Raw genomic sequence first — 12,056 nt, 5'->3', positions numbered from 1 at the left:
AAACTTTCGCAATACACTTATTATTTATAAGTGAAATAGGTTCACTCTCTATACAAATCAAAAAAAGCGATCCGAGCATCAAATGCCCGGATCGCTTTTCAATCTACTAAAAATCGCGGTATTCCTAGAATTAAAAGCAGCAGATTGTCTGAAGAACTCTTTCAAGCTAAGGAAGCATTGGCTTCTCAACTGATCGCAAGCTCTCTGACGTTTACTGACAAACACTTGTGAAATTCCTTGTTACGCATGAACTGAAGCAATAACTTCAATCTCAATTAGAACATCTTTTGGCAACCGAGCAACCTCTACAGCAGATCTTGCCGGAAGATGATCCGTAAAGGCTCCGGCGTACACTTCATTAAATGCTGCGAAATCCTCCATATTCTTCAAAAAGCAAGTAGTTTTGACTACTTGATCAAAAGAACTGCCGGCCTCTGCCAAAATTGCTGCGACATTTTTCAATACCTGTTCCGTCTGTTCCTTGATTGTTGTACCAACTATCTCTCCCGTTTCCGGATGAAGCGGTACTTGCCCCGAAGCAAACAATAGACCGTTTACAATATTCCCTTGAACATAAGGTCCAATTGCTTTTGGTGCACTTTCTGTATGTACCTTTTTGATCATACGCCTACTCCTGTTCTTTCAGTTTTTGACAATCCGGACATAGTCCGTACAGTTCCAGACGATGTTCATTGATTTCAAATCCAGTCAAACGGCTGGCTGCCATCTCAACATCCTCTAAACCAGGGTAATGGAAATCAACGATTTTGCCGCAGTTCTGACAAATCGCATGGTAATGCTTCTTCGAGCTGAAATCAAAACGACTGGACGCATCTCCATAATTCATCTCCTGAACAAATCCGATTTCAGTGAACAATCTTAAATTATTGTAGACAGTGGCAACACTCATATTAGGAAAACGACTTTCTAATGATCGGTAAATCTCATCTGCTGTCGGGTGTGTGTGATTTTCAATCAGGTATTCTAAAATCGCATAACGTTGGGGAGTAATCCGAATATTGGCTTCTTTCAATTCTGCCATTGCATTTTTGACTAATACATTATCCATTGATAAATCCCTCCTTTTATTAAATAATACTATTTCTAATCAAGCATTACAAGAAATAATAGCCAATAAAGCGGGAAATATAGGAAAATCCAAGAAATTCCACCCCTTTTTCTTATTAAATAAGAAATAATACAAATTAAGAATGAAAAATCTCTTTATTGATTCAAATAAACACAAAGCGTGATCCTACCGCTTCTTCAGCCGTTTACTTTACCACCTCTTCCACGATGCTTATAAATTCCTTCTTTCGTTTGTGCTACCATAAAAGAAAAGAACATTTTCAACTCAGTACTCTTACCTACTATTCGAAGAAAAACCTGCTCGTTTGTCATCTTTATGTATAGGACTTGGGTCCCTTTTCATGCGGCTTCTGCTCCTAATGATTTCATGATAGTTTAAAGGAGGTAATTTTACATGATTAAAACTCTTTCGCTTCCAATACTTTCAATCGCTGCATGGCTGACTACCAGCTTATATGTCTATCTTCAAGGGCGCAGTGTCGGAAAAATCAACCTTTTTCTGCTCTTTCAATTGTTTATTGGTATGCTTTTGATCTTTCTGCCAACAATCCTTCAAAAGTTTTTCCATATTTCTTTCCCAAACTCGCTTCTTAACTTCTACCAGCTATTTCTGATTCTCTCAGTTTTCATTGGAACTGGTCTCAATTTTGTCAATAAAATTCCTCATTGGGACAAGGGGCTTCACATTCTATGCGGTATTCTTTTTAGTCTCCTAGGCTATAGTCTACTCACTCTGCTGGTAGACATGACAAATACTCAATCCATCCTGCACTTTGTGCTCTTCGGCTTTTGCTTTTCTTTAGCTGTCGGTGTCTTATGGGAATTTTGGGAGTTCTTCTGTGATTGTTTTTTGGGTATGAATCTTCAACAGTTTAACGGACCAAAGCAGATACCCAAAATCGGACAAATTGCCCTGATGGATACAATGCTTGATCTTTTAGCTGATTTTCTAGGGGCTTTACTAGTTGCCGTGGTAACTTTTATCCAACATTCTACTCAAGAAAATTACCTTCTCCGTTTCACGATATTGAAAAACTAACTCCTAGACTCCCGTATTCATAATGCCAAATTTCTACAATAACAAGCTCGCCACAGACATACATGATCATGTCTTGTGACGAGTTTTTAGGTTACTATACAACTATCCGATTTTTCTTATAGGATTTTCTTTTGGATTCTTAAACTGGCTTCTACATGCATAATCCAATGTCTTGACAAGGGCATTCGAAGCAAGCCGGAAATATCTTTACCACACCAGTAGTCAATAAGCCAATCCTCCGAATCGGCAACAGATTTCGTTTTAAGAAGGACTCTCTTATCAGCCTCTGTCATCCTGATTTTTAAGTCTGAATAGCTGAGCTCCTTCAACAGCCTTGTCGTAGCAAGATCTACTGCCAAGATATAGTGATAGAGTTCTTTCAAATCCAATTGGCGAGAAAACTCCGCAATTTCTTCTTTTACTAGCTCATTCCCAGTGGTGCAGATTGACGCACCCATACGCTCCTGAAAATTTTCTTTGACAAACAGCTGCTCCTGTTTTTTTATCAGACTTTGAGCAACAATGTCTTCAATCCTGAAAATATGATAAATAGAATATGCGATTGTTTTATTATGATAGCCTTTTGCATTTAAAAACGGTTGTGCATGAAATGCAGCACCATCCAGTTCCATTTTGAAGCTACTAATCTGCTCCATCAGCTTTTTTCGTAAAAGCAGTAATGTTTCTATCCCTTGTTCAAATGTTTCTTCTTTTTTTATTTGATTCTGCATACTTTTATTCAGCTCTGACCATTCCTTGTTCATAGACACCTCCAGCTCCAGACTGATGCTTTTCTTCATTAGATCAAACTTATAGACTTGATGAACCGCATTTTAATAGCTTTGAAAAAATAGAGCCGGCACCCACGTTCTGAGTACTGACTCTATTGTTATTTGCTGATTTAATTCGCTTGTAAGAGCAAAACAAGACTCTTAAGCGACTATTCTTCTGTTTTGTAAAGGGCAGTAGATAAGTAGCGTTCGCCATTATCTGGAATAACTGTTAGTACTTTCTTGCCTTTGCCCAGCTTTTTCGCTGTTTCAATTGCCGCTTTGATTGCCGCACCAGCAGAGATTCCCACTAGTAAGCCTTCTTTCTCAGCAGCCTGACGCGCAGTTTCCATCGCATCATCACTTGAAACCGCAAGCACTTCTCCATAAACCTCTGTATCTAAAACCTTAGGAACAAAGCCGGCACCAATCCCTTGAATTTTATGAGGACCGGGAGCTCCGCCTTCTAAGACTGGCGATTCTGTTGGTTCAACAGCAATGATTGCTACTTCCGGATTGGCCTGCTTCAGCACATGTCCTACACCAGTAATCGTTCCACCTGTACCGATTCCTGCTACAAAGGCATCCACTCCATCTGAACCAAAAGCTTCCAGAATTTCTTTCCCAGTTGTCTTTTCGTGAATAGAGGGGTTCGCCGGATTATCAAACTGCAAAGGCATGAAGTAGCCGTTTTCCTCTGCTAATACCGTCGCTTTAGCAATCGCTCCCTTCATTCCTTCTGCCCCAGGAGTCAAGATCAGCTCAGCACCATAGGCTTTCATCAATTGACGGCGCTCCATACTCATTGTATCAGGCATCACAATCTTTACCTTATAGCCTTTAGCAGCACCTACCATCGCTAAGCCGATGCCGGTATTTCCGCTTGTCGGCTCAATGATAGTGCCTCCTGCAGATAATTTACCTTCTTCTTCTGCCTTTTCAATCATACTCAACGCAATCCGATCTTTGACGCTTCCTCCCGGATTGAAAAATTCAAGCTTAACAAAAACTTCTGCTGCGTCTTTTGGAACAATGTTTTGAAGTTGAACGATTGGTGTGCTTCCAATCAACTCAGTAACAGATTTAACAATTTTCGTCATACTATTTCCCCCATCTATATTTCTTAATCTTTCTCTAATAATAGCTCATTTTTTGAAATCACGCTATTAATTTGCTATAGTTAAACGGTTGGACATAGAACTTTATACATTCTTAATGAAAATGTTGTATAGTAGAAAAAACAAAAATAGGAGTTTATTTATATGGAGATCGTAAATATCAGTCCCAGAGGTTATTGCTACGGCGTTGTTGATGCAATGGTCATCGCAAGAAATGTTTCCTTAGATGAATCATTACCAAGGCCCATCTACATATTGGGAATGATTGTTCACAATGAACATGTGACCGAGGCATTTGAAAGCATTGGAATACATACTCTTGATGGAGAAAATCGTGAAGAAATTTTGAAACAAGCAAATTCAGGAACAGTCATCTTTACTGCCCATGGTGTTTCCCCGAAAATCAGAGAGATTGCTGTTGCAAAAGGATTAGCTGTTGTCGATGCCACCTGTCCGGATGTGATGATCACACATGAAATTATCGAGAATAAAGTAAAAGAAGACTTCGATGTACTTTATATTGGAAAAAGAAATCACCCGGAGCCGGAAGGTGCACTTGGCGTTTCACCTGAGCATGTACATCTGATTGCCTCCTCAGATGATATCGAGAAGCTTGATTTTCCTCAGGATAAGAAGCTGTTTCTGACGAACCAGACAACTATGAGTCAATGGGATGTCTTAGAATTGATTGAGCAGATCAAAGAAAAATATCCGTTGGTGGAAATCCACCAGGATATCTGTAAAGCCACTCAGGTACGACAGGAAGCAGTTGTTGAACAAGCAAAGGGCTGTGACCTGACAATCGTTGTCGGCGATCCTAAGAGCAACAACAGTAATCGGCTAGCCCAAGTATCTGAACAGCAGGCAGGTGTCAAAGCCTATAGAGTCTCAGATGTTTCGGATATTCAGCCTGAATGGCTGAAATCTGTGAATAGAATCGCGGTAACTGCCGGCGCTTCTACTCCTACTCCAATTGTAAGAGAAGTAATCGGTTATTTGCAAAATTTTGACTACGCCGATCCAACTACCCACGTTCAAGAAAGCAACGTAGCAGAGGAAGCTATTCTGCCTAGACCCCGTAAAAAGGATATCTCAAAAAATCGTGAACGACGATTAGAGGAATTGCGTAACGGAAAGCGTTAGAAATACAAAAAAGCAGAAATCATAAATGATTTCTGCTTTTGCTATTTTTATCTTACCTGTATAACCTGTCCTACGGTAATCAAATCAGCTGTAAGGCCATTGAGAGCCATTAGCTGGTCAACGGAAGTTCCATATGACTGAGCAATTCCCCATAAGGTATCACCTGCATTTACAGTATAATTTGTCAGTCCAGATTCTGAATAGATAACAGCTTGATTTTCAGTATCAGAATAATAGCTGTAGCCTGAGCTGCCTGTATCAAATCTAGTCAGACCGTAGGCTTCGATCAACCAGTTCAGCTTCTGTGCATAATCAGGATCTGTTGCATAAGTCCCTGTCAAGGCTGCTGTAGCGTCCATATAGCTCATTGTGTTGCTCTTCCAGACACTAGAATAATAATAGCTGCCATAACCAGAAACGGCAGACAAAATCACATTAGCATGATCCATAAATGATTCATAATAAGATGAATAGACACGAAACGGTTCAGAAGTAATCAACCATTCACCATTCATGTATTCTGTCGTTGACATGTAAACCGACTGTCCATAGTAACTGCCTTTTACCCCAAAAAGATTATAGTTCGGTGCACTGGCTAATTGAGAATTTCCGTAGCTGCTTTCCAACAATGCTTGCGCAATCATCACAGAGGCATATAAATCGTTGGCACTGGCTACAGTAGACGCAGAATAGCCAATAGATTCGATAAAGTCCACTGGGGAAACAGAGGATACTTCTTCGTATGCATACGCTTCTGTCTCATCAGAAAAAAGTGCTGTTCCACTTGCAATTGGAACAGACAATAAGGCAACCCCTACACTTGAAGCAAAACGATTCGCATTTTTCTTATGTTTGATAGCTTTTTCTATATGTCTGCTGCTGCGTGTTTCACGTTTCTCCATTCACTTTGTTCCTCCTTAAATAATTATCATGATAATAGTGTATGATAATTAAAAAAAAGAAACAACAATATAGTTTCTCATATATGCAAATTTAATCTAACTGAAATTTGTTCGAAATATAATTAATGAAAAAGAAAGACAATATTATATTTATTAATATAATATATACTTTACATGCAGAAAATTATCGATAACTTTTATAGCGGTCAGTTATCATTTTTCCTCCTGAAAAAAAGAGCAGGTAGGAATTTCATTCGAAATCCCTACCTGCTTTTATTATTGATAGATGAAAAAATTAAAGACTATTAAACTTTTCTGTAACATTTTCAACTGTAAATCCGAATTCTCTCAGCACGGTGTCACCAGGTGCAGATGCACCAAAATGATTGATTGTTACTGTTGTTCCTTCAAATCCAACATAGCGATCCCATCCGAATGATGAAGCTGCTTCGATTGCTACACGCTTTTTCACATCTTTCGGCAGAACAGATTCTTTGTATTCCTCAGACTGCTCTTCGAATAGCTCCATACTTGGCATTGAAACAACAGATACATCTTTTCCTTGCTCAACCAAAGCTTTTTGCGTGTCAATTGCCAAGTTTACTTCTGAACCTGTAGCAATAAGGATTCCTTCAGGTTTGTCACCTTTTTGTGGTGAGATGACATATGCACCTTTTCCAACAAACTCTTCTGCCATCGCTTTTGTTCCTTCGATAACCGGAAGATTTTGACGACTCAATACAAGGATCGTTGGCTTATCTGTTGAAGTCATTGCTAATTTCCACGCTGCAACTGTTTCATTTCCGTCAGCCGGACGAATGACTTGTACCCCAGGCATACAACGAACGCTTGCTAGCTGCTCGATTGGTTCATGTGTTGGGCCATCTTCCCCAACAGCTACTGAATCATGAGTAAGCACATACGTAACCGGTGTCTTCTGAATAGCCGCCAAACGAATTGCTGGACGCAGATAATCAGTAAAGACGAAGAATGTTCCTCCGTATACTTTTGTTCCTCCATGAAGCTGGATGCCGTTCATAGCGGCTGCCATAGCGAATTCACGAACACCAAACCAAATGTTGCGGCCTTCATATTGACCAGGCTCAAAGTCCTTCTCAGCAGCAACCATTGTGTTATTTGAAGCAGATAAGTCAGCTGATCCGCCCCAGAAGCTAGGAACAGCTTTAGAAATCGCTTGGATCGTTTCTTTACTTGTTACACGACTGGCTGCACTGCTGCCAACTTCATATACTGGTAATTCTTTGTCCCAGTTTTCAGGTAGTTTATTGGCAAAAGCATCTTTAAACTGTTTTGCAAGCTCTGGATGAGCGTTGCTGTAGTTTGCAAATAACTCATTCCATTCTGCTTCAGCTTTTTCGCCTTTTTCGACCATTTCTTGACGGAAGCGTTCTGCAACTTCTTCCGGAACTGTAAAGTCAGGGTATTCCCAACCATAAACTGCTTTTGCTGCATCAATACCCTCTTGTCCTAATGGTGCGCCATGGACAGCAGAAGTTCCCTCATTCGGTGCACCAAAACCAATCACAGTTTTCACTTCGATCAATGTCGGCTTATCTGTTTCAGCTTTCGCTTCTTCGATCGCTTTTGAGATAGCTTCCAGATCATTTCCGTCTTTTACAAGGATATGCTGCCAGTTATAAGCTTCAAAGCGTGCGCCGACATTTTCAGTAAAGGCTTTTGATGTTGGTCCATCTAAGGAGATATCATTTGAATCATATAATACGATCAACTTACCTAATTTCATATGACCAGCCATTGAAGCCGCTTCTTGTGAAACACCTTCCATCAAGTCGCCGTCTCCACATAGAGAATACGTATAGTGATCGACAACAGAGAAGCTGTCTCTGTTATATACAGCAGACAGGTGAGCTTCTGACATCGCCATACCCACAGCCATAGCAATCCCTTGTCCCAAAGGCCCAGTCGTTGCTTCCACGCCGTCTGTATGGTCTACTTCCGGATGTCCCGGTGTCTTGCTGTCCCATTGACGGAATGATTTCAAATCATCTAAAGTAACATTGTAGCCGGATAAATGAAGCAGACTGTACAATAATGCAGAACCATGTCCTGCAGATAATACAAAACGGTCACGATCCGCCCAGTTTCTAGAAGTTGTAGGATTTACTTTCAAGTGTTTTGTCCATAATGCATAGGCCATTGGCGCAGCACCCATTGGTAATCCCGGATGTCCTGAGTTAGCTTTTTGAATTGCTTCGATGCTCAGTGTACGTACCGTATTCACACTAAGTTGATCAGTTTTGTCGAACAAAAAAATCATCTCCTATTTAGGTTTTTTTTACCTTTATTGACAATATTGTAACCCATTTCATGGTCGAAAGCAATGAATTTCAGTAAAATCCACTATAATTATTTACGATCATGTAATCCTTTTTCCTTCTGAATCTGCTTCAGCTTATCAGGAGTCACATCATTTCCTTCAGGATCAACGACCTTCATCCCTTCTATATGATGACGCATCCCTTTTCTGAATGTCTTGATATACTCTTCACGAAGCACTTTCTGCTCCTTCTTTTCAGCCGCAGTCAATTCTGATTCTTTTGATTTCTTTGATAGTTCATTGATACGGGCAAGCTTTTCCTTTGACAGCACAGTTCTTTCCTCCCTCTTCTCTTACAAACGAGAAAAATAATCAGTCGCTCTACTACGACTATCGTGGGCAAGCAGCAGTCGCCAATAATAAAAATATTCGCATGAGTCCACTACTTTATCAACACTCTAATAGTATAAGAAGAAGCGAAAAAAAACAACTAAATTCCATGAAAGAAAAACACGAACGCTTGTTTGATTTAAATTATCAAGTATGATAGACTGTATCTATAAAACTGAAAGAGGGTGCGGATATTGGCAAAGCGTACTGAAACAAGACAAGTCGAAGTATTGAAATATATATATGAACAAGTCGAACTTAAAGGATATCCACCAACTGTTCGAGAGATTGGAAAAGCTGTTGATCTTTCATCGACCTCTACCGTGCATGGTCATTTAGCTCGTTTAGAAAAAAAAGGGCTGATTTTAAGAGATCCAACAAAACCAAGAGCAATCGAGCTGACAGCAGAAGGGCTTGAAAAAATCGGTGTTCAGCCGACAACGATCCCAATGCTTGGTGTGGTAACAGCCGGCGAACCTATCCTTGCGGTAGAAGAAGCCTCTGATTTCTTCCCGCTTCCTCCTGATTTGCGTTCAGAGGAAAATGCTCTATTCATGTTGACGATCCGTGGGGAAAGCATGATCAACGCCGGGATTTTAGACGGTGATCAAGTTATTGTCAGAAAACAGCAATCAGCTGCTAATGGGGATATTGTTATTGCAATGACTGATGAAGATGAAGCTACTTGTAAACGTTTCTTTAAAGAAAGTAGTTACATTCGCTTACAGCCTGAGAATGACGCATTAGAACCAATTATTTTGAACAATGTAAGTATTTTAGGAAAAGTAGTAGGACTTTATAGAAATCATATTTAACTACTAACAATAAAAGGGTTAGGTTCCTTCAAAAGAACCTAACCCTTTTGCATATAAAAAAGGACTGTGACAGAAGTCTGCCTCAATCCCTTAAAGCCGAATAAACTGTATGTCAAAGCTCCACCATGCTTCGAGGATCGGAGCATGGTAAACACCTTAGATGCAAAAGCAGTTCTCTTGTTTTACTCAACTTTTGCCAACCACTTTCTAAAAATATCTTGAAATAGCTCAGGCTGTTCAATTTGCAGGTTGTGCCCAGCGTCATCAATAATTAGAAATGATGCGTGTGAAAACGAATGAAGCAATTGAAATGCATCCTGATAACCGACACAATCATCCTGTTTCCCTGTTAAGAAGGTTGTTGGCTTATCATAAGTAAACTTTTCAAAATCTGATTCAAAAGAAAGTTCGTAGCCATTTGTTTGATATGTATCCACAAAATCAGAATCCGCTCTCAATAACCCCGGCAGGATATCTTTCTTGTATCTGCTCCAGGTATCTTCATTTGCAAGAACAGCCATTTCCAGAAAATCAGAAAAGCTTTCCTTTTCTTCATCATTGATGAAAAAATTGGTCTTTTGTCTAAGCTCTCTTTTGGGAAGTGTTCTGGTTCGCCGATCAGCCTTCACACAGGGACATAACAGAAACAGTCCTCGTACACGATTCGGATCAACAACAGTCATTCCTAAAGATAGATATCCGCCATAGGATTGACCAACAAGCAGGTATTTTTCTGTTTTAAAAATTTGTGCAGCAAATTGCTGAACAACAGCCAACATGTCATCAGCTGTTTGAATGGCTTCTGAAGTTGTTGACTTACCCATTCCAGGAAGATCGATATATACTCGTTGATACCCATCAACTTTTTCAAACATTGGTTCAACACAGTTAAGCATTACTTCATGATCCTCAGGAAAACCGTGAATGCATAATATGGGTTGACCCATTCCTCTAATTTTGTAGTGAATGGAGCAACCATTTATTTCGATTTTCATTTAGCTTCCTCCTAACAATGAATGAACTATCTATGCTGATTTACGCTGATAGGTTTCATAATCATGAGGATAACTGTTTTTCTCATCTACTTCACCTTCGCTGGTGTTGATCAATGTCCACTCATCCCAATTGATTTCAGGAAACACCGTATCACCATCAAAAACTTCGTGAATCACTGTTCGATACAATACATCACAATAGGGCAGGAAATCCTGATAAATGTTTGCCCCTCCGGCGATGAATGTGATGCCGGTAAATTCCTCAGCATAGCGAAGAACAGCCTCTATACTATGCATAACCTCGACACCCTCTGCTTGATACGTGTGATCTCTTGTTAATACAATCGTTTTTCTATTCGGAAGAGCCTTACCGCCCATCCCCTCGAACGTCTTTCTTCCCATAACGATCGTGTTGTTTTCTGTCATTTTTTTGAAAAATTTCAAATCGTTAGGCAAATGCCACGGAAGAACATTCCCCTTACCGATCAATCCCTGCTCATCTTGAGCCCATATAGCTGCTAACATACACATTAACCCCTTTCAAACCTTAAACTGCGATTGGCGCCTTAATTGACGGATGAGGATCATAACCTTCTATTTTGATATCATCCATTTCAAAATCAAAAACAGATTCCTTTTCCTGATTCAAAATTAGTTTTGGAGCCTTTCGCACATCTCTGGATAACTGTTCTTCCATTTGTTCGATATGGTTAGTGTACAAATGAGCATCTCCTAAAGTATGAACAAATTCGCCAACTTCCAAGCCTGTTTCATGTGCAATTAAATGTGTCAGCAAAGCGTAACTGGCAATGTTAAAGGGCACACCAAGAAAGACATCGGCACTTCTTTGATAGAGCTGACAGCTCAACTTTCCATCATTAACATAAAACTGAAACATTGTATGGCAAGGAGGCAGCGCCATTGTTGGAACATCTTCAGGATTCCACGCAGATACGATCAGCCGACGAGAATCCGGAGAAGTTTTGATCATGTCAATAACATTTTGCAGTTGATCGATGAAGGAACCATCTTTCGTCTCCCAGTGCCGCCATTGCGCACCGTAAATATTCCCCAGTTCACCATGCTTGTCGGCAAACTCACGATCCTTTAGGATTTTTTCACAAAAAATGGTATGCTGCTCTTCATAATCCGCTTTGAAGTCTTCGTCCGTCAACACACGACGACCAAAATCAGTCATATCAGGACCAGTGTAATCATCGCTTTGGATATAGCGTTCAAATGCCCACTCATCCCAGATATGGTTGTTATGCTCTAATAAGTAGCGAATGTTGGTATCTCCCTTGATGAACCAGAGTAATTCACTTTTGATCAATCCCAAAGGAACTCTTTTGGTTGTTAACAGAGGAAAGCCCTCAGATAAATCAAAGCGCATTTGATAGCCAAAGATACTTTTTGTCCCTGTTCCTGTTCGATCGCCTTTGAAGTGACCTTCATTTAAAATTTTTCTCCCTAGATCAAGATACGCATTTTCCATA

General features: G+C 40.0%; 13 protein-coding genes. 3 read left to right on the top strand and 10 right to left on the bottom strand.

What is annotated here, in order from left to right; translation table 11 throughout:
- Positions 1 to 240 precede the first annotated feature (240 nt).
- Positions 241 to 624 carry a RidA family protein gene (locus I6N96_RS05360; protein WP_209556484.1) on the bottom strand — a complete coding sequence of 128 codons (384 nt, stop codon included), beginning with the start codon at positions 622 to 624 and terminating at the stop codon, positions 241 to 243.
- 4 nt (positions 625 to 628) lie between these two features.
- Entirely contained in the window at positions 629 to 1,069 is a 441-nt protein-coding gene (perR, locus tag I6N96_RS05355; protein ID WP_209556483.1) for a peroxide-responsive transcriptional repressor PerR, read from the bottom strand.
- A gap of 414 nt (positions 1,070 to 1,483) precedes the next feature.
- Between perR and I6N96_RS05350 the strand changes: the two genes are divergently transcribed.
- Entirely contained in the window at positions 1,484 to 2,128 is a 645-nt protein-coding gene (locus I6N96_RS05350) for a DUF2238 domain-containing protein (protein ID WP_209556482.1), read from the top strand.
- Positions 2,129 to 2,244: 116 nt separating this feature from the next.
- On the opposite strand, the gene I6N96_RS05345 is transcribed toward I6N96_RS05350, so the two are convergent.
- Positions 2,245 to 2,892, bottom strand: a complete 648-nt coding sequence (locus I6N96_RS05345; protein ID WP_209556481.1) for a phage head-tail adapter protein — start codon at positions 2,890 to 2,892, stop codon at positions 2,245 to 2,247.
- A 176-nt stretch (positions 2,893 to 3,068) separates the two neighbouring features.
- Positions 3,069 to 3,998, bottom strand: a complete 930-nt coding sequence (cysK, locus tag I6N96_RS05340; protein ID WP_209556480.1) for a cysteine synthase A — start codon at positions 3,996 to 3,998, stop codon at positions 3,069 to 3,071.
- A gap of 162 nt (positions 3,999 to 4,160) precedes the next feature.
- Here cysK and I6N96_RS05335 point away from each other — a divergent pair, with 162 nt between their 5' ends.
- Positions 4,161 to 5,159 carry a 4-hydroxy-3-methylbut-2-enyl diphosphate reductase gene (locus tag I6N96_RS05335; RefSeq protein WP_209556479.1) on the top strand — a complete coding sequence of 333 codons (999 nt, stop codon included), beginning with the start codon at positions 4,161 to 4,163 and terminating at the stop codon, positions 5,157 to 5,159.
- Positions 5,160 to 5,206: 47 nt separating this feature from the next.
- On the opposite strand, the gene I6N96_RS05330 is transcribed toward I6N96_RS05335, so the two are convergent.
- The 3 genes from I6N96_RS05330 to I6N96_RS05320 all read right to left on the bottom strand — a co-directional run bounded on the left by I6N96_RS05330 (position 5,207) and on the right by I6N96_RS05320 (position 8,692).
- Entirely contained in the window at positions 5,207 to 6,061 is an 855-nt protein-coding gene (locus tag I6N96_RS05330) for a glucosaminidase domain-containing protein (protein ID WP_209556478.1), read from the bottom strand.
- A gap of 295 nt (positions 6,062 to 6,356) precedes the next feature.
- Positions 6,357 to 8,351, bottom strand: coding sequence for a transketolase (gene tkt, locus I6N96_RS05325; RefSeq protein ID WP_209556477.1), 1,995 nt, complete (start codon positions 8,349 to 8,351; stop codon positions 6,357 to 6,359).
- A 98-nt stretch (positions 8,352 to 8,449) separates the two neighbouring features.
- Positions 8,450 to 8,692: a DUF896 family protein gene (locus tag I6N96_RS05320; RefSeq protein ID WP_209556476.1), complete on the bottom strand. Its 243-nt coding sequence runs from the start codon at positions 8,690 to 8,692 to the stop codon at positions 8,450 to 8,452.
- A gap of 252 nt (positions 8,693 to 8,944) precedes the next feature.
- Here I6N96_RS05320 and lexA point away from each other — a divergent pair, with 252 nt between their 5' ends.
- The gene (lexA, locus tag I6N96_RS05315) at positions 8,945 to 9,565 is read left to right on the top strand and encodes a transcriptional repressor LexA (protein WP_209556475.1); all 621 of its coding nucleotides are present in this window, start codon (positions 8,945 to 8,947) and stop codon (positions 9,563 to 9,565) included.
- A 182-nt stretch (positions 9,566 to 9,747) separates the two neighbouring features.
- Here the strand turns inward: lexA and I6N96_RS05310 are convergent, their stop codons facing one another.
- From I6N96_RS05310 to I6N96_RS05300, 3 genes are read right to left on the bottom strand one after another with little or no spacing between them, the layout of a single operon-like run.
- On the bottom strand, positions 9,748 to 10,560 hold the full coding sequence (locus I6N96_RS05310; protein WP_209556474.1) for an alpha/beta fold hydrolase: 813 nt from the start codon (positions 10,558 to 10,560) through the stop codon (positions 9,748 to 9,750).
- 30 nt (positions 10,561 to 10,590) lie between these two features.
- The gene (locus tag I6N96_RS05305) at positions 10,591 to 11,085 is read right to left on the bottom strand and encodes a dihydrofolate reductase (protein WP_209556473.1); all 495 of its coding nucleotides are present in this window, start codon (positions 11,083 to 11,085) and stop codon (positions 10,591 to 10,593) included.
- A 22-nt stretch (positions 11,086 to 11,107) separates the two neighbouring features.
- A complete protein-coding gene (locus I6N96_RS05300) occupies positions 11,108 to 12,055 on the bottom strand; it encodes a thymidylate synthase (RefSeq protein ID WP_209556472.1) in 948 nt (315 codons plus the stop codon).
- Position 12,056: the final 1 nt, after the last annotated feature.

The sequence above is a fragment of the Enterococcus larvae genome, from assembly GCF_017830045.1.
GTDB classification, from domain to species: Bacteria; Bacillota; Bacilli; order Lactobacillales; family Enterococcaceae; genus Enterococcus_L; species Enterococcus_L larvae.
This window is presented reverse-complemented; position numbering and strand designations above follow the sequence as displayed.

Coding starts and splice junctions, on each gene's coding strand:
- I6N96_RS05360 (WP_209556484.1), bottom strand. CDS start 624: ATGATCAAAAAGGTACATACAGAAAGTGCACCAAAAGCAATTGGACCT.
- perR (WP_209556483.1), bottom strand. CDS start 1,069: ATGGATAATGTATTAGTCAAAAATGCAATGGCAGAATTGAAAGAAGCC.
- I6N96_RS05350 (WP_209556482.1), top strand. CDS start 1,484: ATGATTAAAACTCTTTCGCTTCCAATACTTTCAATCGCTGCATGGCTG.
- I6N96_RS05345 (WP_209556481.1), bottom strand. CDS start 2,892: ATGAACAAGGAATGGTCAGAGCTGAATAAAAGTATGCAGAATCAAATA.
- cysK (WP_209556480.1), bottom strand. CDS start 3,998: ATGACGAAAATTGTTAAATCTGTTACTGAGTTGATTGGAAGCACACCA.
- I6N96_RS05335 (WP_209556479.1), top strand. CDS start 4,161: ATGGAGATCGTAAATATCAGTCCCAGAGGTTATTGCTACGGCGTTGTT.
- I6N96_RS05330 (WP_209556478.1), bottom strand. CDS start 6,061: ATGGAGAAACGTGAAACACGCAGCAGCAGACATATAGAAAAAGCTATC.
- I6N96_RS05310 (WP_209556474.1), bottom strand. CDS start 10,560: ATGAAAATCGAAATAAATGGTTGCTCCATTCACTACAAAATTAGAGGA.
- I6N96_RS05305 (WP_209556473.1), bottom strand. CDS start 11,085: ATGTTAGCAGCTATATGGGCTCAAGATGAGCAGGGATTGATCGGTAAG.
- I6N96_RS05300 (WP_209556472.1), bottom strand. CDS start 12,055: ATGGAAAATGCGTATCTTGATCTAGGGAGAAAAATTTTAAATGAAGGT.